The following is a 25,317-nucleotide window of genomic DNA, read 5'->3' as shown; positions in this document are numbered from 1 at the left end:
TAGTAATTTTTAATCGTTAAAAATCTCATTTGACTGTATTTCCGCACTTGGTATTGGGAAATAATTGTGTTGAGCAGGATCATAAACTTTAGCTGCTACAGCAAAATCTGGTCTTGCAAATCCTGGTATAATAAAATCTTGATCAGGACCACTGATTGAGTCAAAATTCGCCCGACGCCAAATTTCATCCTCATTGAGCTCATCAAAAACTTCTTTTACAATATCCCAACGCACTAAATCTTTCCATCTATGACCTTCAAAACAAAGTTCCAAAGCTCTCTCAACACGTTGTATATGGGTTAAAACCGTTTCTGAACTTGGAATGACTAAAGGATGATCTCCATGTATTTGCTTGCTAATATGGAATTGTGGAAACTTGCCATCGTTCATATCCATGTATTGTTGTAAAGTATAAACTCCTGCACGGCTTCTTACCATATCAACATACTCCATAGCTGTCATATAATCTCCACGATCATTAATAATAGCTTCGGCATACATTAATAAAACATCTGCATAGCGAATATGTCTAAAATTAATACCACCACGTCCGTTTGCTGGCTCTGCAGAAAGATGGTACCAGTTAGAATGTTTCTTAACATAAGCACTTTGGCCACCTCCCCATCCAGGAACAGCACCATATGGTTCACCATACCATAATCCTTCACCGTCAATGGGAGCAATTGATCCAAACATTCTTTTGGACTGAAGATTATCATCATTAACTGAATTATCAGGATCCACCTCATCATACACCATCATTTCATGTAGATTATAGGTTGGAATAACAGTATTAAATCCTCCTACCCCTAAACGTCCAATTTCCGTAGAAAGCGTTGTAGATTCTGAGCCTGTTTGAAATGGAGTATCATCAACTGGAAACCCCGAGTTTCCGGGATTAAGATCAAAAGAATAGTTTACCTCCAGAATAGACTCTTCATTAAATTCATTTTCATGCCAAAAATTATCAGTAATATCTCTTGTAAGGGCATAAACATCAGAATCAATAACTTCTTTAAATAAAGATGCAGCTTGATTCCATTCTTTATTATATAAATATACCTTACCTAACATAGTTGTAGCTGCTCCCCAAGTAGCTCTACCAATATCATTACCATCCCATGTCTGTGGTAAATTATCTTTTGCAAATTCTAAGTCCGGTATAATCATCGTGTTACTGATTTCTTCAATACTAGAAAAAGGCTTATTAAAATCTTCTCTGGATACTGCCACATCAGTATGAATCATTCCTCCACCATATGTGTGTGCCAATTGAAAATAAAAGAATGCTCTTAAAAACCGTGCTTGTCCTTCCATCAAGGCTTTTGCTTCATCAGAAACAATATCTTCATCAATATCTTCAAGATTTGAAATAACCTGGTTGGCTCTAAAAATGCCCACATAGAGTTCTTCCCATTTATCTACCACATGAATGATTCCATCATTAAACGCTAAATTTCTAAAAGCATACGGTCTATACCAAGGTTCTGTACCACCAATATCACCTAAAACAAATTCTTGTACTAATTCTGCACCGCTAATTGATCGATACTGCAAAGCACCATATACGGTTGCCAATGCAGCTTCGAATTGGTTTTCGGTTTTCCAAAAAGTATCTGGTGTGATAAAATTTGGATTTTGCTCATCTAAAAGTACACTTTCGTTACAGCCTGTAAAAACAAGAGCAAAAAGCAGTGTAAGCTTAATTAAATTATTATTTATTGTTTTCATAACTTTTTTTTTAGAAACTTAATTGAAGTCCAAGTAAAAACTGACGTGATACTGGGTAATTACCATTATCTATTCCTCTTGTAAATAGGCCATCTCCTCCAACTTCGGGATCGTAACCTGTATATTTAGTAAATGTCACCGGGTTTAATGAAGATAAATATACTCTAAATTTCTCTATTCCAGTGTCTTGCAACCCAGGGATAGTGTAACCAATAGAAAGCGTTCTAATTCTAAGGTAGGTACCATCTTCTAAAAAGTAAGTCGACGCTCCCCTATTATTGGTGTGTCCTTCTGTTTGCCTAAATACCGGAATATTAGAATCCGGATTTTGCGGTGTCCACTGAAAAGTTTGATCTAAGTGACGCCCTCTATTATAGGCTATATTCTTAGCTCCATTATACACTTCTGCCCCACTAGAATAATAAAGTTGAGTTGCTAAATCCCAATTTTTATATTCTAAATTCACATTCAAACCAGCCTCATATTCTGGAATACCAGAACCTGCATAGATTCTATCCTCGTCGTCAATATCACCATCATTATCGGTATCTTTATAACGCATATCCCCCACTTGTGGTGCAGTTACTGCCCCACTTGAAAAATCTAGCATATTATACTCTGCTAATTCTTCTTCGCTCTTAATAACACCGTCATGTTGGTATAAGAAGAAGGCTCCGGCCTCACGCCCTATTGCAAGAAATGTGGTCGCTTCTCTACTCACAAAACCATTTGCAAAACCTCTAGTAATACCATCTAATTCTGTTACCTCATTGTCGTTAGTTGTAAACGTTCCAGAAAGGCTATATTTAAAATCTTTACCAATTTGATTTCTATAACTCAATGCTATTTCAATACCCTGATTAACCATATTTCCAGCATTAACAGGAATAGAATTATAGCTATTTTCTGCAAATGGCTGATAAGTTCCTGTAGAAGGGGCTAAACGCTGGTCAATTAACATATCTTCTTTATCGTTGCGATAAAAATCTGCAACTAAGTTTAATTTGTTATTAAAGAGACCTAACTCAAAACCAATATTTCTTGATATAGTTGTTTCCCACTGAATGTCTGCATTAGTATATCTTCTTTGCGTTTGACCAAAAATAACTGCTTCATCGGGACCAAAAGGATAATTCACACCTGTTTCAATAATGGGAATAAATCTATAATCCCCAATACCATTAAATCCAGTTTCAGCCCAACTTCCTCGAATTTTCAAATTGCTAATAGCATCGACATCAAACCAATTTTCGTCACTTACATTCCATCCCCCAGAGAAACCATAAAAATCTGCATACCTGTTAGTTTCAGGAAATCTTGAAGAAGCATCCCTTCTATAACTAGCTGTTACTAAATACTTACCATCATAATTATATTGAATTCTTCCTAATTTTCCAGCAATGGTATTATTTGTATTTAGTCCTACTGGTTTTATTCCATTTGCCCCTGCAGATAATACTTGAACATCATTTGAAGCTATTTCGTCATACTCTACAGCTGTGGTTACTCTACGGTTTTTAAATCTTTCGTATGATGCCACCGCCAAAAAGTCGAAATTATGTTTTCCAAATGACTTTTTATAGTTTAAAATATGCTCGATCGTTTCTCTCTGAGAGAAATTGTAATCTTCTTGTAAGCGTGCATTCAAAGCAGACGCTGACTCATTTAGATCACCATTCCTATCTAAAGCTAAGTATTGAGGCTGAAAAAACTTTCTAAAGTATGTAAACTGATTACGCCCTAAATTAAGTTTATATTTAAAACCGTCAAAAAGTTCATATTCTAAATTAAGCGCAAGTCCATAACTATTGTTTTCTCTCTCATCAACATTATCTAATTGTCTAGAAAGAAAGCTATAAAAAACTTCATTTTCAACATTCAATATTACCGTGTCACCATTTGTTTCTATAGCACTAAATGGTGGACTATGAGGTAGCTGACCTACGGCATAATCATAAAAGTTCCATGGTTCCTGTGTTCTATTCTCATTAGTCATGTTCATAGAAGCAAACGCCTTAAACTTACCTTTAGTAAATTGCCCTGTAAGTCGATTCGTTAATCGATCAAAACCAGAGTCAATTATTACACCATCCTGTTTAAAATAGTTAGTATTAAAGTTAAAAGTTAAGTTTTCTGCACCTCCAGCAATATTGAGGGTAACATTCTGAATTAAAGCATTGTTATTTGTCACTTCATCAATAAAATCAGTATCCCAATCCAAGGCATTCGCATCTAGAAAAAATGTAATTGGCTCAGCTCCAGCAGCTTCAGCAGTTGTTTCTCTATTATACAAATGTTCATTAGTGTTCATTAAAGGTGTTCCAGAAGTAATATTTTGAATTCCAGAATAGGTTGAAAAATCTACCTGCATTTTACCTGCTTTACCTCTTTTAGTAGTAATTAAAATTACACCACCAGCAGCTCTTACCCCATAGACAGATGCCGAGGCTCCATCCTTTAATATATCCAAAGATTCAATCTGTTCTGGAGCAATATTTGGGTTACCCTCCTGTGGAATATTATCTACAACATACAGTGGTTCCCCTCCATTTATAGATACTAATCCACGAATTTGTATGTTCGCAGCCTCACCAGGACGCCCACTACCAGCCTGAACATTAACACCCGCAACTTTTCCCTGAATTGCGGCTCCGATATCAGAAACGGGCGCTTCAATCAGATCCTCAGCAACCACCTTAGCTACAGCACCAGTTACTTCCTTTTTCTTTTGTGTTCCATAACCTACGAGCACCACTTCGTTTAAAGTTTCCGCATCTTCAACCATAAATAGGTTTATGGTTTTGTTATTCGCAGAAACAACACGTCTTACATCTTTGAAACCCAAATATGAGAATAATAAAGTTTCCCCTACATTCGCAGAAATGGAATAATTTCCATCAAAATCAGTCACCGCTCCATTCTTAGTGCCTTCAACAATAATAGATACCCCTGCTAAAGGCATTTTTTGTTCATCCGTGACCGCACCCGAAATAGTTTCTTGAGCACCCACCCAACTTATTCCTAAGGTTAGGAATAAAAGCAAGGTGCTTGCCTTAATCAATTTTAGTTTTTGTCTTTTCATAATAATGAATTAGATAGTTAGCATTTAGCATCAATGATAATTTGATACTAAAACAAGTTTAAAATTTAGTTTTTATTAATTAATCTGCTATAAAACTATCAAATTAGAAATCATGATAACAAAGGGTCCGCTCAATAAAAACTAAACAAACATTTCTCCATTTGGCTACCTGAGCGCAAATCATCAAAAATATGAACTCCTATGGGCTTATTTTATGAACAAGCTTTTCTAATAAATAACTTTTAATATTTCAGTTTTATTTACCATAATACAGTTAAAGTTAATTTCCCAATATCTGAGTGTTTTAAGGTAGTTTAAAAGAATAATAGATGCATGAATAGTGTAATTTTGTCCATTAGAATAAGGGGGATGTTTAGTTTTTGTTCAGTAAACTTATTTTTAAAACAAAAGCACATATTTATTTTTTTATAGCTTGTCTATAACAACACTAAAACTTAGTTTAAAAAGTAGATAATTACAATAATCATCTAAAAAATTAAGATTATAAAGGAGAATAAGTATGATTTAAACTTAGATATAGGTGTGCATTTAGCCCAAGAAAGGTATTAAAGAAATCGACTAACTTCATGGAATAATAACAATTCCTTTGCGAAATAAAAGCTAAAGAATTTAACCATACGAGATATAAAAAGGAGATACTATCGGGGTAGATTTAGACCTTTTTAAAAATGTAATTTGAAAAATAAACTATATGAAATCTAATAATATAGTAAGAACTAGTAACTCTCCATTAGATTGATTTTAGAACTGGAGAGAAAGAAAGGAGAAATTTCTAAAACATTAACCTTAAAAAAAAATAAAAGTATTGTATTTGTATTAATCATCTTGAATAAAAAAAAGGGTTTCAATTTCTTGAAACCCTTATCTTCCTTAGTAGCGGGAACTGGACTCGAACCAGTGACCTTCGGGTTATGAGCTTAAAGGTATCAAGACAATAAACACTTCATTATCTAGTAAAACCTATGTTATTCAGTACTTTACATTTTAAACGATAGTATTTAAACACAATTAAAATCAAATTATTCTGTACTTATTCTGTACTTACTATTTTAATATTGATTATCTTTATATTCAAAGTTAAGTGATTATGGCGATTATTAAAATAGTACTTCGGAAAAATATGATTCGTAAAGATAAAACTATCCCTCTTGCGATTCGTATTAGTGAAAATTACAAGACAAATTATAAATGGCTTGGACAATATGTGCTAGAAAAAGATTGGGACAAAGATGCAGGAAGAGTAAAAAAAACACACCCAAACGCCAAGAAACTTAATAACTATCTTCTAAAAAAACTTACTGAAGCAAATGACGTTTACTATGATTCTAAAGACAAAATCACACCAAAGCAGGTCAAGTTAAAATTAAAAGGTGCTGGTGGTTCTAAATCATTTTTCAATGTTGCCTCAGATAGAATTAAAAGCAAATATGAACGTGATGTATTTTCAGTTGCAAAATCTGAATTATCAATTTTATACAACTTAGAAGAATTTTTAAACCATAATAACTCACAAGAAAAAAATGTAGTTATTAACGAAATTAAAGAACGTAGAAAGACACGAGTTAGTAAAGGAAGAAAAGGTGAGCATACTTTTATGGATTCTGTTGAACACTTTAAAAAGAATAAGTCCCTAAAGTTTCAAGATATAAATGAATCTTTTTTGGATAGGTATAAAGATTTTTGTGCGGTCTATCTTGAACAAAAAACACGTACCATAACTAATCAACTCATATTTATCCGTACTCTTTTTAATAAGGCTATTAAAAATGGTATAGTAGATTCCAAATTTTATCCTTTCGGTGGTGAAAAAGAAAAAATTCGGATTGGCTCCAGTCATAAGATAGGTCTGATTGTAAATGAGGTAGAGCAGATTGAACTTTTAGAATTAGAACCTGACACCTCAATATGGCACACTCAAAACGTATGGCTATTTACTTTTTACTTTGCTGGAATAAGAATTTCGGATGCGATAAAATTGAAATGGTCAGACTTTAAAGATGGTCGTTTGTTCTACGTAATGAATAAGAATGAAAAACCACTAAGCCTTAAAGTGTCCGAAAAGGCAGAGGCTATATTAGAATATTATAAAAAAGAGAAAGAAGATAACAATGGATTTATCTTCCCATTTCTAAAAGATGTAAATGAATCTGATACTGAAGATGTGTTTAGAAAAACTAGAAACGCGACTAAACTGCTTAATAAATATTTAAAGCGAATTGGTGAAATCTGTGAAATAGACAAAAACCTTTCTAACCATATTGCTCGACATAGTTTTGGAAATATCGCTGGTAATAAGATTCATCCTAGAATGCTTCAAAAACTATACAGACATAGCGATTTAAAAACGACTTTAATCTATCAAGCTAACTTTATCCATGAAGAGGCTGATGATGCTTTAGAGGAAGTAATTAACTTTTAAGTTATTTTAAAAGTTCTTCAGAATAATAAAAATTTGCCGGTAAGCCACCTGTATGCCAAAAAAGAACATTAGAGTTTTTTTCTATCTTATTATTTTTAAGATGATCTATCATCCCGTAAAAAGCTCTACCAGAATAAACAGGATCTAACAATACACCTTCACTTTGAGCCAATTGCTTTATGGCTATCTTTTCATTTTGAGTAATTACTCCATAACCAGGTTTATCGTAATCTCTAATAAGTGTTGCATCTTTAATTGAGTACGTTTTTTGGATATTCAATTCTTTTTGACCTTGATGTAATATTTTTAAAACTGCTTCATCAAGAGTTCCATCCTCTAACCCAATTTTGTCAATACTAATTGCCATAAGTTTAATATCTAATCCGTACAAATCAATACCAAGTCTTAATCCTGCTTGTGTACCTCCAGAGCTTGATGCGAAAAAAATGTAATCTATTTTTAAGTTCTCTTTTAAAAGTTGTTTCTTTAATTCTTTAACTGCATCGACAAAACCATAAGCTCCTAACAAATTTGATCCACCATAAGGAATTTCATAAACATTCTTTGTCTGTGCTTCTAAATCTTGTTTTAATTTGATTATATCCTCTCCTTTTCTATTATCTCCAGTAAAATGAATTTTAGCTCCTAATAAATGGGAAAGCAACAAATTACCATTGTAATTTTTAGGCTTGTTACCCCCTAACAACAAATGACATTCCAATCCAGCTTTAGAACAAGCTGCTGCCGTTTGTCGGCAATGATTAGATTGTTGTGCTCCAGCAGTAACGACCGTATCACAACCTTTGCTTAAAGCTTCATAAATAAAAAACTGAAGCTTTCTTACTTTGTTTCCGCCAGATGCCAAACCTGAGTTATCATCTCTTTTTATATACAAATTATAGTTTGGATAGACTTTAGATAAGTTATCCATTTTCTCCAAGGGCGTAGGGAAAAAACCTAGTTTATACTTGTTATTCAGCATTTTACGGTTTATAATTTTTAATTCACACTAAGATAAGCTATATTTAGTACTCTAGTAATTTTAAGCTAAAGTATTGTTGTACATGCCCCTGTATGTTTTACTTAATTCAAAAATATCGATTTGTTCCAGAATACACCTACGCTTCTTCTATGCATTGGGTAGTGCTTTTCTTGTGCATAACAATTGGAATCATTATTGTTTTCCAACTCTTTAATATTGGATTAGGTAAGCGTCAAAACATTCAATCCAAGTATCGTTATCTAATTTTAGCTGTTATTTTCCTATTGTATAATGTTTTAAATGGTTTGCTTCCTTATGATGATTTTCCTGGTCCAAGAATAATTCAATATGTAATTACATACACAATTTCTATTATAATGTGTTTATATCTGGTTTGGTATTTATATAAAGAATTTGATATAAAAACACCAAATCCTTTTTTCAAAATAAAGAATTTAACTATTATTCTTTCTTCATGTTTTATATTACTTTTCATTGTACCATACTATTTTACAAACTCCTTGAATTTTGCAAGAAGCTTATTCCTGATATTTCCAACTATACTTTCCTTAGTTTTTATTGTGTATTTCTTTCTAGTGATTAAAAAGAAAACTAAAAGAGAGCGATATTTCAAAATCCAAACCAATTTAGGCTTAAGTTCAATATTCTCTTTAGTTATGCTTCCCGCATTAACTTATTTTGGTGATTTTCAACCTATAACCCATTCAATAATGACATCCTCTTTCCTTTTTGTAACCATTATGGAAGTAAATAGTTATTTATATCGATTAAAGAACACCTATAAATTGGATCAAGATATTGCAGACTTATATGGTCTTACAAACAGAGAAAATGAAATTGTATTACAGATAATAAAAGGCTTCAGTTATAAAAAAATAGCCGAAAACATGTTTATATCCTACGGTACAGTTAGAAAACACGCCTCCAACATCTTTAACAAATCAAACTGTTCGAGCAGACAAGAACTTATTGATAAAGTGAATTAATAAACTAATCTCAATAGGATTTATGAATTGTGTATAAAGTTCACATAGCAAATACGCAAAATTTACACAGTTTATTGTGCTTCATTCATGAATTTCTAACCATCTTTATTAAACTAACCCAAAATCTACCAAACACTATTAAAAGTCAATAGATAATCTATTGGATACCGCGTGTATAACTAAACTTTTGTGATGGATTTTAACTTACGCAATACTATTTACACAAATGAACTTGAAAAAATTGAACAAAGTTCCTTATCCATCCTTGACACGTCTAGTCAAATCATCATCCTATCGCGCAATACATTAAATGATTTTAAAAAAGCTATTATTAAAACGGGGTTTGTTTCAGTTCCAAAGGAAGTAGAATTCTTCAAACATCAAAAACAAACCTCTTTAATTCAACTAATCTATTACACCGAAATACGTTCTTTTGAACTTCAGTTTCCAAAATCAAATGTTCAAGACCAAGAAAAAGCCTTAAGGAAAAAACTTCGAAAGCTTAATCGGTTCTATTTATACAATATTGATTTCAACCAATATGTTGAAGCTAAACTCCATCACTTTGATAAGGAATATTACACAAGAGGTCATTTAGACAGCTTCTTAATCTCATCATCAAAATTTTATTTTCAAGATCCAGATTTTAGTACGCCTCGCGATATGCTCTTAGGTAAGATTAGAGCCTACAAGCTTTTTATAAATTACTTAAAATTTAGACTTGATAAAATAAAGAATGGAAAATCTACTGATGAAGTTAATAAAACAAACCTAAAATGGACATCTTCTAAATCTGCATTGACAGAACTAATCTATGCACTTTATTATAATCGTGTAATCAATAATGGCAACGTCGATATAAAAGAAATAGCAACAGCTCTGCAAAAAGTATTACAATTTGACCTTGGGGATTTCTATAAAATATTCTCTGAAATCAAATCTCGAAAAATAAGCAGAACCAAGTTTCTGGATGATTTATCCAATGGTTTACTTCTTAAAATGGATAGCGCTGACGAATAAAAATATTCATTTTTTTAACCACATACGGTTGACCTCCTGCTTACATGTTTTTATTCCAATTATCTACTTTTTCTAATCAATAATTCACTCATAACAACATCAAAACACACCAAATAGCATCAAATTTAATAATGTTAAAATTTGACCGTACTCTGGTCTTACTTGTGATTAAAATCCATCAATACTATTCAAATTTGTAGAACGAAAGTCAAATCAGGTCAAGGGCTATCATTTTAATTGAAAGCAAAATGGTAGTTCTTTTCTAAAAATAGTTCTACTATGCCAGCAACAATTATTACTACAGATGATCTTAGAGATTTCAAACTTGAACTGCTCGACGATATCAAAAAACTTTTAAGTAAACAAGCGCAAGGTAAACTGAAGAAATATCTAAAATCCTCAGAACTTATGGACTTACTGCAAATTAGTCCTGGCACTTTACAGAATCTTCGAATTAAAGGAACACTTCCTTATACAAAGGTAGGTGGTATCATTTTTTATGATTCCGAAGAAATTCAGAAGGTTATGGATAATAATCGAGTTCATCATAAAACTGAATAAATATGTATGAATTATATAAAACATCTCAATGCTGTATTTCAAAAATTCTATGCAGACAAAAGGTTAAATACAACTCATGTAAGCTTATATATGGCTTTGTTTCAGTTTTGGAATTTAAACCGATTTCGAGAAGAATTTTACATAGACAGACAAGAAGTTATGGAACTCTCAAAAATTGGTTCGACAGCAACTTATCATCGTTGTTTAAAACAGATGGATTCATGGGATTATCTAAAATATTTCCCTTCACATAATCCATATAAAGGCAGTAAAATCAAGTTGTTCAATTTCGGTACAACCTCTGAACAAGTTGTGAATGAGTTTGAAACAAGTACTGAACAAGCATTGATACGTAATACAAACATTAATAAACAAATAGAAAACATAAATAAAACTAAGCTACCAAAAAATGAATTTGAAGTCATTGATTTTTTTAAAAAGAAAAAATGGCCAGATAATGAAGCCAAGAAATTCTACAACCACTATCAAGGCATTGGTTGGAAAATTGGTGGCAAAATAAAAATAGAAGATTGGCATGCTACTGCAAGTAATTGGATGCTTAAAGCCAATGAATTTGAAACTGCAGATGCAGTTCCTCAAAAAAAGGACAACCTGAGAACCAGTAAAAACAAAGATTATGGTCAACCCTTGTAAAATAGTCGAAGAACACAAAACGTATGACATTGGCACGTTTGATGGCAAAGAAGTGACGTACGATTTTGAAAAAATCTTAATTTACCTCGATGTCAAAGGAAAAATGCTCTTTGGTAACGGTTTTAAAATCTACGAAGAAGACCATCCAATCATTTTAAAACTCTGTCATTATTTCATAAAAGACAAAGCAAACTGCGAGAAAAACAAGATAGATCCAGATAAAGGTATTTTACTTTCCGGACCTGTAGGCTGTGGCAAAACAAGCTTAATGATTTTGCTTAAAAATATCGTTCCGTTACAAAAACCATACATCCTGATTCCTTCCAGAAATATTGTATTTGGTTTCAATCACATTGGCTACAAAACGATTGAAGATTATGGTTGTAGGCAGTTTTTCTGTTTTGATGATTTAGGTGTAGAACCTATTGGAAGACACTACGGAAAGGACTGTAACGTGATGGGCGAAATCTTACTCTCACGTCACGAACTTTTTATAAATCATCACATAAAAACACACGGAACTACAAACCTAAATGCAGAAGAATTGGAAGATTTATATGGCAATAGAGTCCGAAGTAGGATGCGAGAATTATTCAATCTCATAGCATTCGATCAAGATACTAACGATAAACGAAAGTAAAAATTTAGAAATTATGAAAATAGCAACTTTTAATGTTCAGAACTTATTTCACAGAGACAGAAGTCTACTAGAAAAACTAACCAAAAATCTAACCGCCGATTGGACAATTGAGCTTGACGAACTCATGCTTGAACCCTCTAAATCATTGATCCAGCAAGATCGTATTAGAGAACTATCATTTTTAATTGGTTTTGAAAAATCAAGTCCTCGTCCTTATGCTGTTTTGAGACGAAAAGCAGGTTTTCTCTTTATGAAAGGTCTTATCCATTCTATTGATAACAAAGCTGGTAATCTCACAGATTGGAACGGATGGATAAAACTACAAACCGTTCCTATTCATCCTAAATCAACACAACATAAAGCACAAGTTATCGCCAACGTAAATCCAGATATTTTACTTCTACAAGAAATCGAGGATAGGGCATCATTTGAAGACTTTAACCAGCTCATTCTACCAGAATTTGACTGCAAACCTTTTAACAACTCTTTTGTGATTCAAGGCAATGATATGGATAGTTTAGAAATGGGAATAGCATTGCGACAAGGCTATAATCTTGAAGCTGTTAGAACTCATAATATCAATGCAGCAACTAACGATGATGGCAAAAATCTTATTGAATATGAAATTAGCACACCATCAAAAGAAACCATTTGGCTATTAAATGCTTATTTAAAAAAGCCCACAAAGGACAGTAAACAATCGGATAGCATTCGAAAAAAACAAGTTTGCAAGATTGCTGAAGTTTACAATAAACTTATAGCTCAAGGCAAAACCCATATCATCATAGCAGGTACATTTAACGCGCCATCTTATTGTAATTCCCTATCGCCTTTAATTCAAGATACAGACCTAAAAGACATCACGAAACACCTGTCTTTTGAAGTGGATATCGATAAGGGAAATGATGGTACATACTTCAGATTGGGCGCTTTCAGAATGGGTGTTAACATAAAACAGAAAGATTACATGCTCTTCTCGCCTGCTCTATTTAATAAAATGAAGGATAGTGGCTTAAACCGCAAAGCGATGTGGCCAGAAAAGCATCCGCAATGGTCTATTTACAAATCTGTTTCTAATAGAAATGTCGCTGCTAGTGAGCATCCTTTGGTTTGGGGAAAGATTGATTTATAGCTTAGAAAAAAATTGAACAGAAATGTAATCTTTCTGTTTAATATTTGCACAATACTTTATTGTGTCCAATTTGTTTTCTAGATTTTAAATAATTTACTTTCTTGAGATAGTTTTAATACTTCATAAATGGAAATATTCATATCTGACGGAAGTTTATCCCTAAGAACTGGTGCTATATACTGACAATTTATTTCATTTATAATAGTAGTCATCAAATTCAAAATTTGATTTCCATGTACTGTTTCTATCTGGTCATGAATAATGAAATGTAGGGATTCAATATCAAGCGAATCAGCAAATTGAATATATGCTAAATCAAAAGCAGCAATTTGCCCTTTCTTTTTTCCCGTTCCCAAATTTCCACTAAGGCTTGTTATATTTAATTCATAGCCTTTTTCTGATTTATCAGAACTCATAACAAATTGTTCTCCGTATAATTTATTAGAAATTGATGAAAAATACTTATTGAATTCGGATATTCTCTCTTGTATTAAACCGTCTTTATCAGTAATTGATTTATCGATTTCATCCAAATCATCAGAAATTTCATCCAATTTACCCATCGATTTCTCCCATAACCTTTTCAATTCTTCGAGACTACCTTTTTTTTCATAAGCTATATTAAGGCTTGTAATTATTTCTTGTAATTCTGAAACTGCACCTGACTTTTTTAGCTTTGTAGTAAATTTTTCTTCGTTAATTAATAATTCTTGAAGCTCTCTCCTCTTGGATATTATTGATTCATTTAGTGAAGGAAGTTCTTCAGTTATGAAATTAATTTTTTCTGAAAGCATTGAATTATGAAAATTCAATGTTTCTTCAAACGACTTTTGGATTGAAGGATTTAAAATCTTAGCTTCTTCATATAAAAATTGAATCTGTGAGGCATCAATATTAGAATATTCTTTTTCAAGTTCGGATTTACTTTCTTCAATGAGCTCTTTCCTTATTTCTGTTTTACTTATGTCAGTTGAAATTTTATTGATTTGAGATTTTATAGTATTCAATGACGATAAATCATTATCATAATTTTCATTTATATTGAAATTCTCCTTGGTAATTTCCAATTCTGAAATTGAACGATTAACAACAGTTAAAGATTGTTTAATCTGAGATAGATTACTCTCTTTACGTAATCTTTTTTGTAAGTTCTCTTCAATTTTCTTTTGTGAAAGTAATCGTTGCTTTTTGTCTCCATCATCCAAATCGATACCTAACCAAAAAAGATATAATGGTTCGTACTCATCAGCAGTAGTGTTAAAATGCAATACTTTTACTGCATTAACAAGTCTGTTTTTTTCATCTCGAATATTTTTGGCGATAAGTTGTCTGAAAGTTGGTTTTAGTTTCTCCGAATGAAAAATTAATTTCTTTAATTCTTTTTTGAAATTTTCATCATTGAATGGCTCTCCATCAATTTCTTGAATTTTCTCTTTTCTAGCTAAAAAATTTCTACGTATTGTAATTTCTCTTGATTTAGGAACATCTAAATCTTCTTTTAGAACTAAAGTAATTATAATGTTGTTTCCTTTAAGAAAGGTTTCAATTACATTGTTTCCTTTGCTTTTAAATTCTTGATCTTGATAAATGTTTTTTCCTTTGCCGCCAAGACAAAAATCGATAAGCCTTATAACAGTTGTTTTCCCTACATTATTACCAGATTCTTGTTCATTATCTGAGTTAGTTTCATCTACAATTAAATTTATTCCTTTATGAAAAGGAATATCTCTAATGATATTTTTATCATTTTCTATTTTTAAAAGCTTTAGAAACATTTTTCTATTTTTCCTTTTTTGATGTCTACAATTCCATTTAGAAACAACCAATCTAAACTGAGAGTAAATATATTCATTGTAATTGGATGATTATCTCGAATTCCTCGATATACTTCTAAGAAATCGGAATTTTTATCTTCAGACCTTATCAGTTCATTAATAATTAACGAACCTATAAAATATAGTGAATGTTCTGGATTTATGTCTTTATTTAAAATCATTTAGGCTCCTCCAAAATTTTACATCTAACAAATGCATCAACAATAATAATTTTCATACCAACATTTACAGCTTCAAAAGGAATATCTTCTTTAGCATTTGGGCTTTTTTCATATAATTCCCATAAATATTTTTCGACAAGTTCAATTAAATTATCTGCATTTTTTCGAATGTTTTCAATACTAGTATCTATTCCAAGTAATTCTCCTTTGGCTTTTAAATATAATTTATTGATATTTTGTAAAAGCAATTCTTTTTTAAAAGAACCTTGCTTTTCAATTTCAGAGTAAATTTTATTCAATTTTCCATGATAAACTTTATACTCTTCAAGAATTGGTTTATGAACCACAACTTCATTATAAGTGATTTTTTTATCAGGGCTATAAATATTAGTTGAAGTCAGCATATCGGCATTTTCTATGTCTATTGAACTGATGTGATTAATAATCAAAGCTAAAGATGAAGGATATTTATTTAAAATATCTGTCGCACCAATTTTTTTCAAAACTTCTTTCTCATGGTCTTGTTTCATCTTTTTTAATGATAAAACCGTGTGTTTTGAAACATCATTAGTTGTAAGATGATGGTTAGCGCATAGCAAAATTAAATTTTCATAACTAGCTCTTTCTTTATCAGTCATATTTGGATCATATCTTTCTCCTCCTTTTTCTGCACCTGCAATATGACATATATTTGAAAGATTTGTATCGTTCTCTGGGTTTGTAAAAGTTATAGGGCAACCTGGAAATGCACATTGGTTACCTGATAAACTGAAAAGTCTAGTTCTTGTTAGTTGACTATAATTTCTTGGTCCTTTTCCCATTAAACAAATGTAAGTAATTCTTTAATTTTAATTTAAAAAATAGTGTAATAGATTGTTAGCTAACTATTTTTTAAAGCATTTAACACTCATGAATATTTTAAAGAATAACTATATCTATAATCTTTCCCTAAAGCATTAATTCTAATTTCATTTTTGGAATAAAATATTAAAAAACACAACTAAAATTTCTTTTAAACTCTTCATTATTGCAACCCCTAACTCCCTCATAACTCTAAAAATTCAATAATAGACTTAAACACAACCAAAGCAACAGCATTTTGAGATTCTTCTTTAGTTAAGTAGATAGCTTCATCCGTTTGGGATAAAAAACCAAGTTCTAAAAGTATTGTTGCATTACTATAGTCGTTATCTCGTAACACCTGAAAATTACCATATTTTATACCTCTGTCTTTAATACCAAGTAAATCTGCCAATCCTTTTTGTATGGTAAATCCTAGATACGCAGATTCTTCAGCTTGAACTTCACTTTTAGGATGAATGAAAACTTCTGTTCCTGATGCTGTTCTGTTTATGGCTTGGTTACAATGTATCGAAATAAATATATCAGCTTTTAGTTTTTTGGCTAGTTGTGTTCTATCGCCTAGAGATATTAATGTATCTGTATATCTAGTGAGAAATAACATTAGAGGGTCTTTAAATAAGGTATTATTGAGTACCACTATTTTAGAAGCAATACCCAAAGCAATATCTTTTTCCTTTATACCATTTCTGGTCGTTGCACCAGCATCTTTTCCGCCATGTCCAGGATCTATTACTACAATAGGATTTATTGTTTTGTCTTTACCATTCTGCGCATAAGATAGATTTAGAAAAACTAGGCAGAATAGTAAGACTATAATTTGATTTAATGTGCTCATAATAATCGTTTTAGATTACACAATATTCAAGAAATCAATCACTTCCTTAATAATCTTCAAAAGTTTAACACCAATTATCGTTAAAATTTAGAGATTTTCTTCCTTTATCTTCATTTCGTAATAGATTTCACAAAATAAAATTAGAAACTGCCTCGAAAGGCTAAACCAAATAATTATGAAAAAATCAATTTTTATCTTACTCACATTCTTGATGACATCAGCGTCAAGCTTTGCACAAATTGGTGGTATTGAAGATTCTGTAAATGATGTTTCAGATACCATTAGAACCATTTTCCCAATCATTCTAGGTGTTATCTTTCTTGTTGGATTCCTGTTTAATGCTGGTCATTTCTTTGGCGAGAACGCAGACCTTAAAAAAGGTATTACTCGTGTTTTAGTATTTGTTCTCATTGCTGGTGCTGTGGTAGGCATATTCACTTACTTAATAACTATCGTAGTGTAATGAAACGATACGAGGTTTATAAAAACATTAGGAAACGGGCAGTAATTTTTGGACTGCCCATTTCCCTGTTTGCATTAATGATGGTTTCTATTCTTGCGTCATTATTAATCATCATTTTCTCTTTCAGCTTTGTGATGATAATTGGCATACTCATTTTCAATGCAGCCTTATATGTTGCCTTGACACGCATAACCAACGATCCACAACTTTTTCAGATGGCAAAAGCTTTTCCGCAAATCATTAGTAACAAAAGAAATTCAGGTTTCGATTATGAAGAAGATTAATATTTCAGCATATCAACCCATTGTAGATATTCAAGACCATATAGTATTTGCCAACAATGGCAATGTGGTCTTATGCTATGAAGGGAATCTTCCAGAAATCTATTCCTTGTCCGAAAAGGATTTTGAGGATATGCATGGCGCATGGTTTCAAGCTTTGAAATCGCTGCCAATTGGAACTGTGGTTCACAAACAGGACATTTACCTTAAAAAGTCTTATGATTCAGAACAACTTCCGAACACCACTTTTTTGGAAAAAGCTACCTACGAGCATTTTAAAGGTCGTGGACACATAGAACATAAATGTTATCTATTCTTCATCTTAACCAAGAACAAAGCACTTAACAACCCCAAATATGTCAATCCCTTCAGAAAAATTCCAAAGGGTATTGTACAAAAATTAGATGATAATATTAAGAGTTTCGCTAACTCTGTAAACGATTCGGTTTCTTTTATAAATAATAGTAGAAAAATAGAATTTCTTCCACTAAAGGCAGAAGATATTCAGCAATTAACGAGTAGTTATTTCAATGGATTCAACGAGGGATTTGACACCGATATTTTATTGGAAAAGAAAAGCGTTAATATTGGCGAACACCATTTTGATGCGCTTGCCATTAACAGCGAACTATGCTTTGGCGAAAGCGTACAGAGTAGTAAAACCAATGAGAAATTCACTTCAGACGATTTTGTGTTTCATCAAGGGTTTATTGATGGTCTAGGACTTACACTTAATGAAAACCATATTGTTAACCAGATTCTTTATTTGGATGACAAACAGAAATGGCGCAAGCTGTTGGATAAGAAAATAGAGGAACTCAACAAAAGTTCAAATTTTGGTTCACAGAACAAAGTGGTACTTGGTAAAATTCAGCACATTTTGGACCAGATAAATGCAGATGATAATTCACGCATTATTCGTGGTCATTTAAACATTGTGTATTGGTCGAAAGATGTTAAAGAGCTGGACAAAATAACTTCTAAAATTAAGACTGAATTTAAGGAATTAGACATTATCCCTTACTATCCAAGAGGCGAAGAACGCAAAAATTATATATTGAATAGTTACTGCTGTTTTTCTTCCAATTTCTCAAACAATGATTTATATGTTACCGATTTAAAACATGCCCTTTGCCTGTTCATTAATAATACCAACTATAAATCAGATAAAACAGGAATCATCTTTAATGATAGAGAACATAACATTCCGGTATTAAAAGATGTTTGGGATGAAAAAAAGAAACGAATCAAAGCTAGAAACTTTGCCATTTTCGCACCAACAGGCGAAGGCAAATCGTTTTTGGCGAATAACATTTTACGCCAATATTTTGAAAGTGGTGTTCGCTTAGTTATTATTGATTTGGGTGGTTCTTACACCAAATTTGCCAAACTCTATCCTGAAAAATATACCGTATTACGATATGAAAGCGGAAAAAACTTAGGTATCAATCCTTTTTACATCAGCAATAAAAATGATCTGACACCAGAACGACTTGAAGATTTATCGGTATTTCTTTTTGAATTGTTTGCTTCAGATTTGAAAGTAACTAAAGCGCAATCTGTTTCCGTTAAAAAGATTCTGCGTCACTATTACAATAGCTCTTCAGAAAATCATTCATTGGAAGGCTATTATAATTTTATAGAAAGGAATCAGAAAGATCTTCTTACTACCCTTAAAATCCATCCCGACTACTTTAATGTTACGAGTTTTTTACACGTCATGTCTGAGTATGTTGGCGATGGTCTATATAGTTTTCTATTTGAAGTTAGCGAAGATCAAACCTATAAAATTGAGGATAAACGATTGATTGTTTTTGAACTAGACGAAGTAAAAGACAATAAGGAAATTTTGTCCGTAATGTTGAAGCTCATTAAGTCTGCTATTCAAAGAACCATTTGGAAAAATCGAGCTGAAAAAGGCATCATCCTATTCGATGAGTTTGCCAAACAACTGAAGTTTGAAAACGTACTAGAAAGTGTGGAATTCTATTATCAAGCCATTAGAAAACAAAATGGCGCAATTGGTATTATTCTACAATCCATTAATCAGCTTCCAAATAATTCAACATCAGCAAGCATCCTAGAAAATACTCAGGTTATTTATAGCTTAAATAATGAAAAAGGTTATGACGAACTCGTTAAAAGACTCAACCTATCTAGCCACGACTTAAACCAATTAAAATCCATTAAAAACAATCTTTCTGGTCCAAGAAAATATACCGAAATGTTTATAAAAATCGGAAAGGAAAGTAACATTTTCAGGCTCGAAGTACCGAAGGAAGTCTATGCGGCTTATTTAACCGATGGACAAGAAAACGAAGACATTATGAAGCTCTACGAAGCCCATCATGATATGCAAAAAGCAATAATTCAATTCACATCTAAAACGTAAAACAATGAAAACAAAAATCTTATTACTCACAATGGTATTACTGTTTAGCTTAAATATTAAAGCTCAAGGAATGCCCACTTATGACAATACCAATTTTATCAGTTTGGTAAAACAACTTATAGAATCTGGTAAACAGACAGCTCAAATGATTAAGTCTGTGAAATTTTTAAAGGATGCAAAAGAAGCCATAGAAAAAGTATCTAGTGTAGTGCAACAACTTAGAGCGGTTGAGGAAATTGCACAAAACAATCAACGTCTTATTCAGGTTATGCAAAATGACTTACAAGACATTTTGAATTCGCCATATATAAAACCTGAAGAAGTTACACGAATTGCAGAATCATTCGATGCCATAGTTCAAAACTCATTGGACACCGTCGAATTTATGGGTGAAATTTTATCCAGCGATAATCTTAAAATGACAGACGCCGAACGTGCAGAAGTACTAAAAGAAAAAGAACTGGAATCGAAGGAAATGGTTTCAAATATCAAGACAAAAACGAAACGTTACAAGGATATTATCTCCTTCAGAAAAATGCAGGATAAAGTCAATAATCGCGAAACAAACTATTAGAAATGACCGCAACCATCATCTTAGGAATTGGGCTAGAATATATCGACACGGTGTTTCAAACCATACAGAACAGCAGTTTCTCTCAATATACCATTGCAGGAATGAAAACGCTTGCTGTTTTGTTTTTTCTAGTCAACATTCTTAAAAAGTACAATGAAGGGATTGCGGATAAAGATGGTTATTCTTGGGGATTGAGTCCTGGTGAACTAGCAAAGAATTTTGCCGTGGTGTTATTGGTTATTTTTTCAACGCAGGTGTTAGGGTTTTTCGATGGTATTTTAGTTGCCATTGAAGGACAATATCGAGGGACTGCACCTGCGTTGCTACCATTGCAATTACAGGATTTACCGCTTGAAGAAGAGGTAGGCTTATTGGATGCTGCAAGTATGGCAATGACTTTACTTTATGAAGCTTTGGTAACACCACTTTATGGATTCAAGATATTAGCGTTTATGTTGAGTACCATCTTATGGATTCTTGACCTGTTTATCTACCCTCTATTTTTAGCAGAACGTTTCTTTCTTTTAGGAATTATGCAAGCATTTTTTCCATTGGTTATAAGTCTGGCTGTATTCGAAAAGTTCCGTTCACTTGCATACACATTTTTCAAACTATATGCAGCTGTCTATATGCTAGTGCCAGCTTTCTTTCTAGTCAATGTATTTGTAAATGCCATATATACTGAAATAAACACCAACTTCTGGACCAACTTGTTTGGTACCGATTTTGGCCAAGGATTCTTTGCGCCTGTTGTACAATTAGGTTCGGTAGGTTTTATAGTATTCCTGAAATTCAAGTTATACAAACGCGCCACATCCTTTACACTTAGATTGTTTACCAGCTAATTCAACTCACAATGAAAACACCTTATAAAAATATCTATAACGTCCTAAAGCTGAATCGATTTATCGTTTTGGCAGTAGTCGTTTGTGCATTGCTATCTAGTACTTTTTCAGTTTGGATGGCATTTAATACGAATAAAAACGCAATGAATAGTGCTTTTGCCATTAATACAGATGGAAGCATAATTCCGCTGAAGCTCGTTAACCAAAAAGAAAATTTTAAAGTTGAAGCTTTGGCACATTTAGAACTTTTTCATAATTACTTCTATAATATCGATGCAAGTAACTATGAAAAGAATCTGAAAAAGGCACTTTGGTTAGGTAATAGTTCCTTGGATAATCTATATCGCCAGAAAAAAGCGGATGGTGTCTATAATCGATTATTACAATATTCCTTAGTACAAAAAGTACTGAGCATCGAGTCGCAGATAACAGAAAATAATGGCACGTATGGTTTTACTTCAATTACCATTTTTGAAATCAATAGAGGTTCTATAATCGATACCTATGAATTGGTTTCCACCGGAAACCTAATTATGGTTGACCGAAACTTTCCCAATAATCCACACGGACTTTTAATTACCAATTATTTCGAAAACACTTTAAAAAAAATTAACGATGAAAGTAGAAAAGAATAAAATAGTATTTATAGCAGTATTGGCTATTGTGTTCATATTCCTAATTTCCTATTCCGTGATGGTAATGGGCGATGATGAAAATGAAAATGACAACCTTGAACAGACTTTAATACCAGATTTGGAAGAAAACCAAAAAGAGTATGATTCAAAATTAGATGCCCTTAATGATCTAAAAGAAGTGCGTGAAAACAACGCACCTAGTATCTATGATGAGAAATTAATTGATTCTATGGGCTATTACGATCCAGATCTACCTGAACGTGAAAGGAAACGTATTGTAGATAGTATTTATGATGCAGGTAAAATTCAATATTCTGATAAAAAATATCAAAACTTAGCACAAAAGAAAGTCGAAAAGAAACAACCTGTAGAAATTGATTCCTCAGAAATAATCAGAGAACTTGAAATTCAAGCTAAAGAATTGGGTCTGGAACATCAATTGTTTTTTGCAGCTGCACCAAAACCCAATGAATTTTCAATTATTGGTAATACGGATGCAACTATATATGCGGTTGTTGATGGCGACCAAATTGTAAAAGTGAATACTAGATTGAGAATGCGACTTACCAAAGCTGCAACAATCAACGGTAAACAAATGCCCAAGAACACATTTTTATTCGGGTTTATAAGCTTTCAGCCTAATCGCGCACTAATTGAAATTGAGAATATCAATCATCATCCCACAAAACTAAAAGCTTTCGATTTACAGGATGGTAGTGAAGGCATTTATGTGGAAAATAACTTTAGAGCTGAAGCCACAAATGAAGTTTTGGACGATGTTATAGGCGATATCAACATCCCTACTGTTCCTCAAGTAGGTGGAATCACAAAAGTACTTAGACGTAGTAATCGAAATGTAAAGGTTACTGTACTGAACAATTATAAACTTATTTTAAAACCTAAATTATGAAACCGTTACTATTTATATTAGCTATATTGATTTCTACTTTCGTGGAAGCACAAACAAGAATACTTGATACCATTTATGCAAATGACACTAAAAATGTTGCGCTCTTTTTTCCTGAGCCTATACGTCAAGGCCTAACAGGCTCAGAAAATTTTGTATTCACTTACAATCGTGAAAAAGAACAATATTTTGGCTTACTGCAAGCCAAACAAGGAAAAGAAAGTAATCTACTGGTAATCAATAGAAATGGTTCAATTTTTTCGTATATTGTAAGGTATAAAGCGCAGCTTTCAAAACTTAATTATTTTATCCCAATGACAAGTAGTATTGGGAATGAAAAACCAAAAGTTAAAGACTCTATTCAGTCTGAAACTTTTGAAAAAAGTATTGATAACAGCACATATTATTATCAAAAATTCTGCTCTTATCTTCTTGATAAAAGACAATATCTTGGAAGATATACAAGGCGAAATGATGGTATTATCATAAGGCTTGAAAATATTGTTTTTGATAAAGAAGAGCTCTACTTCGTTATTCAAATTAGGAATAATTCTACTTTGGATTACGATTTGAATTTCTTGAATCTTTCCATCGAAACTCGACAAAAAGGAAAAAAGAAATCTTTACAACGTTTGTATCAAGAGCCTATTTTTAAACATCATCTGCCTTCTAAAATTGTGGTAAATGAAATGGTAAGATTTATCTATGTTATGCCAAAATTTTCATTATCCAATGACCGAAGGGTCGTTTTAGAATTAAACGAGAAAGATGGCGAACGAAATATTGAAATGAAAATATCGAATAAATATATCAATAACCCAAATTAATAATATTATGAAAAGAATAGCCATTTACTCACTCGTATTCTTATTTATCTCCTGCGCTGGAACAACGGATTCAACTCCTGCATCAGTAGCAGAAATCGTCGCAGAAAGCTTTTATCAAGGTAAAGAAACCATGCTTAAAAAGCATACAACACCAGAAGGATATGCCACATTTTCCAACCTCCAAAAAATGTTTGCTAAACCTAAAGGCTCAGAATCTAATTTTAAACTTATAGACGAAGTTACTGAAGGCGATGTCGCTTGGGTTAAATACTCGACCTCTTATGATAAAACACCAGGAATTTTTAAATTAGTAAAACAAGATGGCACATGGAAAGTTACTGTGAGAGATCCAAAGGAAAAAGCGCCTTTTTAGCATTTTAACTACTTCGTGATAATTTGTATTTATTTATAGCACTAAGATCTATTCTATTTACCACATCAGTCAGGTAATCTAATTTTTCGAATATTTTCTTAATAGCCATTTGGTGTTCGGAACCAATTCTAAATTCGCCTGTAAAAAACTGAAGAAACTTCTCATCCACTATGCCGTTTCGATGGGCGTATAAATGTCTAATCTGTAAGATTTTTTCAATTTTATCTTGCTCATCTTTATTCAAAACCTTCAAATCGCTAATTTGTTTGGTGTCTTTTATGAAGCCTCTTACACTCCCTTTTTGAAGTTTACTTATTTTCTGTTTTGCCCAAAATTTCACAAAGTCCTGTAAGTCAGAACAATTAAGCACTTCTTCAATTGTAACAGTTTGTTGAGACTTCAAGGTTTCAGGATAGGCTAGAAAAATTTCATATAATAAATCTGAAAGATAGGTCTCAAAGTTATCTACAACTGAAGAAAACAAAATCCTGCTAAGAATTTTACCTTCTTGATTGGTTGTTGGGTTTTCAGGATTTTCAGGATATAAAATATCTCCTAAATCATCCACAATCTTTAAAATACTTTGATAGTGCTCTATAAAACTGATTTTAGCATATGTAGCATCGCTCTTGAGCTCTTCTAAATGAGAATTGATGAGCTTTATTTTTTCGTAACCACCCACATTAAAATTAACAGTAATAGGGTCTTCAAGGTATGTTCTACTTTCTTTCCGGATGTAAACTTTGCCCTCAACTGAAATAATCGAATCAGATTTATCAACTTTTATAGCATATATTTTTTTGTCTTCGATGCTTACATATTGATATTCAATATTTGGTTTAGGGGTTAATAAATCTAAAGCTTTATGAGTAATTGTGTTGGCGTGAAAATCCTCGCTTAAACCATTAATCTTTGAATCATCCGTAACACCTAAAATTAGAAACCCACCTTCTGTGTTAGCAAAAGAACATAATATTTGCGCTACATTTCTAGAAGGCGGTAGTACTGCCTTGTATTCTAAGGTCTGGCTCTCCGGTTGACCGACTAATTTTTTTATCTCTTCTATCCAATCCATA

24 protein-coding genes are annotated in these 25,317 nt (G+C 32.3%); 16 read left to right on the top strand and 8 right to left on the bottom strand.

Annotated features, from left to right (window positions below; genetic code table 11):
* Nucleotides 1-9: 9 nt before the first annotated feature.
* Together Q0857_RS06190 and Q0857_RS06185 are read right to left on the bottom strand one after the other, a co-directional pair.
* Nucleotides 10-1,731, bottom strand: a complete 1,722-nt coding sequence (locus tag Q0857_RS06190; RefSeq protein ID WP_298533094.1) for a RagB/SusD family nutrient uptake outer membrane protein — start codon at nt 1,729-1,731, stop codon at nt 10-12.
* 10 nt (nt 1,732-1,741) lie between these two features.
* Nucleotides 1,742-4,813 (bottom strand): TonB-dependent receptor, encoded by a 3,072-nt coding sequence (locus Q0857_RS06185; RefSeq protein ID WP_298533093.1) that lies wholly within the window; start codon nt 4,811-4,813, stop codon nt 1,742-1,744.
* A gap of 1,108 nt (nt 4,814-5,921) precedes the next feature.
* Between Q0857_RS06185 and Q0857_RS06180 the strand changes: the two genes are divergently transcribed.
* Nucleotides 5,922-7,253, top strand: coding sequence for a tyrosine-type recombinase/integrase (locus Q0857_RS06180; RefSeq protein ID WP_298533092.1), 1,332 nt, complete (start codon nt 5,922-5,924; stop codon nt 7,251-7,253).
* A 1-nt stretch (nt 7,254) separates the two neighbouring features.
* Here the strand turns inward: Q0857_RS06180 and Q0857_RS06175 are convergent, their stop codons facing one another.
* A complete protein-coding gene (locus Q0857_RS06175; RefSeq protein ID WP_298533090.1) occupies nt 7,255-8,235 on the bottom strand; it encodes a D-cysteine desulfhydrase family protein in 981 nt (326 codons plus the stop codon).
* 92 nt (nt 8,236-8,327) lie between these two features.
* On the opposite strand from Q0857_RS06175, the gene Q0857_RS06170 reads away from it, so the two are divergent.
* From Q0857_RS06170 to Q0857_RS06145, 6 genes are all read left to right on the top strand, one after another.
* A complete protein-coding gene (locus tag Q0857_RS06170; protein ID WP_298533088.1) occupies nt 8,328-9,242 on the top strand; it encodes a helix-turn-helix transcriptional regulator in 915 nt (304 codons plus the stop codon).
* A 192-nt stretch (nt 9,243-9,434) separates the two neighbouring features.
* Nucleotides 9,435-10,262: an RteC domain-containing protein gene (locus tag Q0857_RS06165; protein WP_298533087.1), complete on the top strand. Its 828-nt coding sequence runs from the start codon at nt 9,435-9,437 to the stop codon at nt 10,260-10,262.
* A 279-nt stretch (nt 10,263-10,541) separates the two neighbouring features.
* Nucleotides 10,542-10,823: a helix-turn-helix domain-containing protein gene (locus Q0857_RS06160; protein ID WP_028283588.1), complete on the top strand. Its 282-nt coding sequence runs from the start codon at nt 10,542-10,544 to the stop codon at nt 10,821-10,823.
* 6 nt (nt 10,824-10,829) lie between these two features.
* Entirely contained in the window at nt 10,830-11,477 is a 648-nt protein-coding gene (locus tag Q0857_RS06155) for a hypothetical protein (protein WP_298533084.1), read from the top strand.
* Entirely contained in the window at nt 11,461-12,117 is a 657-nt protein-coding gene (locus Q0857_RS06150) for an ATPase (RefSeq protein ID WP_298533083.1), read from the top strand. The genes Q0857_RS06155 and Q0857_RS06150 overlap by 17 nt, the downstream gene beginning before the upstream one ends.
* A 13-nt stretch (nt 12,118-12,130) precedes the next feature.
* The gene (locus Q0857_RS06145; RefSeq protein WP_298533081.1) at nt 12,131-13,249 is read left to right on the top strand and encodes a hypothetical protein; all 1,119 of its coding nucleotides are present in this window, start codon (nt 12,131-12,133) and stop codon (nt 13,247-13,249) included.
* 77 nt (nt 13,250-13,326) lie between these two features.
* On the opposite strand, the gene Q0857_RS06140 is transcribed toward Q0857_RS06145, so the two are convergent.
* The 4 genes from Q0857_RS06140 to Q0857_RS06130 form a co-directional block, all read right to left on the bottom strand.
* Nucleotides 13,327-15,024: a DUF2326 domain-containing protein gene (locus tag Q0857_RS06140; RefSeq protein ID WP_298533080.1), complete on the bottom strand. Its 1,698-nt coding sequence runs from the start codon at nt 15,022-15,024 to the stop codon at nt 13,327-13,329.
* On the bottom strand, nt 15,015-15,245 hold the full coding sequence (locus Q0857_RS16930; RefSeq protein ID WP_367278075.1) for an ABC-three component system middle component 6: 231 nt from the start codon (nt 15,243-15,245) through the stop codon (nt 15,015-15,017). Before Q0857_RS16930 ends, Q0857_RS06140 begins: the two co-directional genes overlap by 10 nt.
* On the bottom strand, nt 15,242-16,066 hold the full coding sequence (locus tag Q0857_RS06135) for an ABC-three component system protein (protein ID WP_298533079.1): 825 nt from the start codon (nt 16,064-16,066) through the stop codon (nt 15,242-15,244). Before Q0857_RS06135 ends, Q0857_RS16930 begins: the two co-directional genes overlap by 4 nt.
* A 224-nt stretch (nt 16,067-16,290) precedes the next feature.
* Nucleotides 16,291-16,944 carry an N-acetylmuramoyl-L-alanine amidase gene (locus Q0857_RS06130; protein WP_298533078.1) on the bottom strand — a complete coding sequence of 218 codons (654 nt, stop codon included), beginning with the start codon at nt 16,942-16,944 and terminating at the stop codon, nt 16,291-16,293.
* Between the two features lie 175 nt (nt 16,945-17,119).
* Here Q0857_RS06130 and Q0857_RS06125 point away from each other — a divergent pair, with 175 nt between their 5' ends.
* Genes Q0857_RS06125 through Q0857_RS06085 form a run of 9 tightly spaced genes read left to right on the top strand, consistent with a single transcriptional unit; the run spans nt 17,120 to nt 24,241 of the window.
* Nucleotides 17,120-17,407: a hypothetical protein gene (locus Q0857_RS06125; protein ID WP_069831856.1), complete on the top strand. Its 288-nt coding sequence runs from the start codon at nt 17,120-17,122 to the stop codon at nt 17,405-17,407.
* Complete coding sequence (locus tag Q0857_RS06120; RefSeq protein WP_298533076.1) at nt 17,407-17,691, top strand: hypothetical protein; 285 nt, start codon at nt 17,407-17,409, stop codon at nt 17,689-17,691. Before Q0857_RS06125 ends, Q0857_RS06120 begins: the two co-directional genes overlap by 1 nt.
* A complete protein-coding gene (locus Q0857_RS06115) occupies nt 17,678-20,080 on the top strand; it encodes a TraG family conjugative transposon ATPase (RefSeq protein WP_298533075.1) in 2,403 nt (800 codons plus the stop codon). The genes Q0857_RS06120 and Q0857_RS06115 overlap by 14 nt, the downstream gene beginning before the upstream one ends.
* Nucleotides 20,081-20,084: 4 nt before the next feature.
* A complete protein-coding gene (locus Q0857_RS06110; RefSeq protein ID WP_298533074.1) occupies nt 20,085-20,654 on the top strand; it encodes a conjugal transfer protein in 570 nt (189 codons plus the stop codon).
* Between the two features lie 2 nt (nt 20,655-20,656).
* Nucleotides 20,657-21,499 carry a hypothetical protein gene (locus Q0857_RS06105; protein ID WP_133968887.1) on the top strand — a complete coding sequence of 281 codons (843 nt, stop codon included), beginning with the start codon at nt 20,657-20,659 and terminating at the stop codon, nt 21,497-21,499.
* Nucleotides 21,500-21,510: 11 nt separating this feature from the next.
* The gene (locus tag Q0857_RS06100) at nt 21,511-22,134 is read left to right on the top strand and encodes a conjugal transfer protein TraK (protein WP_298533071.1); all 624 of its coding nucleotides are present in this window, start codon (nt 21,511-21,513) and stop codon (nt 22,132-22,134) included.
* A complete protein-coding gene (traM, locus tag Q0857_RS06095) occupies nt 22,115-23,044 on the top strand; it encodes a conjugative transposon protein TraM (RefSeq protein ID WP_298533070.1) in 930 nt (309 codons plus the stop codon). Before Q0857_RS06100 ends, traM begins: the two co-directional genes overlap by 20 nt.
* Nucleotides 23,041-23,868, top strand: coding sequence for a DUF4138 domain-containing protein (locus tag Q0857_RS06090; protein ID WP_298533069.1), 828 nt, complete (start codon nt 23,041-23,043; stop codon nt 23,866-23,868). The genes traM and Q0857_RS06090 overlap by 4 nt, the downstream gene beginning before the upstream one ends.
* Nucleotides 23,869-23,875: 7 nt before the next feature.
* Nucleotides 23,876-24,241, top strand: a complete 366-nt coding sequence (locus Q0857_RS06085; RefSeq protein WP_298533068.1) for a hypothetical protein — start codon at nt 23,876-23,878, stop codon at nt 24,239-24,241.
* Nucleotides 24,242-24,245: 4 nt separating this feature from the next.
* Here the strand turns inward: Q0857_RS06085 and Q0857_RS06080 are convergent, their stop codons facing one another.
* Entirely contained in the window at nt 24,246-25,316 is a 1,071-nt protein-coding gene (locus Q0857_RS06080) for a helix-turn-helix domain-containing protein (RefSeq protein WP_298533067.1), read from the bottom strand.
* Nucleotide 25,317: the final 1 nt, after the last annotated feature.

It is taken from the genome of uncultured Algibacter sp. (genome assembly GCF_947495925.1).
In the GTDB taxonomy this organism is placed as follows: Bacteria; Bacteroidota; Bacteroidia; order Flavobacteriales; family Flavobacteriaceae; genus Algibacter_E.
Note: the sequence above shows the minus strand (reverse complement) of the source record. Positions and strands in the feature narration are given on the sequence as shown.

Excerpts from the sequence above, each read along its gene's own strand:
- Q0857_RS06165 (WP_298533087.1), top strand. The coding sequence starts at position 9,435 with ATGGATTTTAACTTACGCAATACTATTTACACAAATGAACTTGAAAAA.
- Q0857_RS06180 (WP_298533092.1), top strand. The coding sequence starts at position 5,922 with ATGGCGATTATTAAAATAGTACTTCGGAAAAATATGATTCGTAAAGAT.
- Q0857_RS06150 (WP_298533083.1), top strand. The coding sequence starts at position 11,461 with ATGGTCAACCCTTGTAAAATAGTCGAAGAACACAAAACGTATGACATT.
- Q0857_RS06130 (WP_298533078.1), bottom strand. The coding sequence starts at position 16,944 with ATGAGCACATTAAATCAAATTATAGTCTTACTATTCTGCCTAGTTTTT.
- Q0857_RS06155 (WP_298533084.1), top strand. The coding sequence starts at position 10,830 with ATGAATTATATAAAACATCTCAATGCTGTATTTCAAAAATTCTATGCA.
- Q0857_RS06170 (WP_298533088.1), top strand. The coding sequence starts at position 8,328 with ATGTTTTACTTAATTCAAAAATATCGATTTGTTCCAGAATACACCTAC.
- Q0857_RS06185 (WP_298533093.1), bottom strand. The coding sequence starts at position 4,813 with ATGAAAAGACAAAAACTAAAATTGATTAAGGCAAGCACCTTGCTTTTA.
- Q0857_RS06120 (WP_298533076.1), top strand. The coding sequence starts at position 17,407 with ATGAAACGATACGAGGTTTATAAAAACATTAGGAAACGGGCAGTAATT.
- Q0857_RS06115 (WP_298533075.1), top strand. The coding sequence starts at position 17,678 with ATGAAGAAGATTAATATTTCAGCATATCAACCCATTGTAGATATTCAA.
- Q0857_RS06085 (WP_298533068.1), top strand. The coding sequence starts at position 23,876 with ATGAAAAGAATAGCCATTTACTCACTCGTATTCTTATTTATCTCCTGC.
- Q0857_RS06135 (WP_298533079.1), bottom strand. The coding sequence starts at position 16,066 with ATGGGAAAAGGACCAAGAAATTATAGTCAACTAACAAGAACTAGACTT.
- Q0857_RS06190 (WP_298533094.1), bottom strand. The coding sequence starts at position 1,731 with ATGAAAACAATAAATAATAATTTAATTAAGCTTACACTGCTTTTTGCT.
- Q0857_RS06090 (WP_298533069.1), top strand. The coding sequence starts at position 23,041 with ATGAAACCGTTACTATTTATATTAGCTATATTGATTTCTACTTTCGTG.
- Q0857_RS06175 (WP_298533090.1), bottom strand. The coding sequence starts at position 8,235 with ATGCTGAATAACAAGTATAAACTAGGTTTTTTCCCTACGCCCTTGGAG.
- Q0857_RS06080 (WP_298533067.1), bottom strand. The coding sequence starts at position 25,316 with ATGGATTGGATAGAAGAGATAAAAAAATTAGTCGGTCAACCGGAGAGC.
- traM (WP_298533070.1), top strand. The coding sequence starts at position 22,115 with ATGAAAGTAGAAAAGAATAAAATAGTATTTATAGCAGTATTGGCTATT.
- Q0857_RS06105 (WP_133968887.1), top strand. The coding sequence starts at position 20,657 with ATGACCGCAACCATCATCTTAGGAATTGGGCTAGAATATATCGACACG.
- Q0857_RS06140 (WP_298533080.1), bottom strand. The coding sequence starts at position 15,024 with ATGTTTCTAAAGCTTTTAAAAATAGAAAATGATAAAAATATCATTAGA.
- Q0857_RS16930 (WP_367278075.1), bottom strand. The coding sequence starts at position 15,245 with ATGATTTTAAATAAAGACATAAATCCAGAACATTCACTATATTTTATA.
- Q0857_RS06110 (WP_298533074.1), top strand. The coding sequence starts at position 20,085 with ATGAAAACAAAAATCTTATTACTCACAATGGTATTACTGTTTAGCTTA.
- Q0857_RS06160 (WP_028283588.1), top strand. The coding sequence starts at position 10,542 with ATGCCAGCAACAATTATTACTACAGATGATCTTAGAGATTTCAAACTT.
- Q0857_RS06125 (WP_069831856.1), top strand. The coding sequence starts at position 17,120 with ATGAAAAAATCAATTTTTATCTTACTCACATTCTTGATGACATCAGCG.
- Q0857_RS06145 (WP_298533081.1), top strand. The coding sequence starts at position 12,131 with ATGAAAATAGCAACTTTTAATGTTCAGAACTTATTTCACAGAGACAGA.
- Q0857_RS06100 (WP_298533071.1), top strand. The coding sequence starts at position 21,511 with ATGAAAACACCTTATAAAAATATCTATAACGTCCTAAAGCTGAATCGA.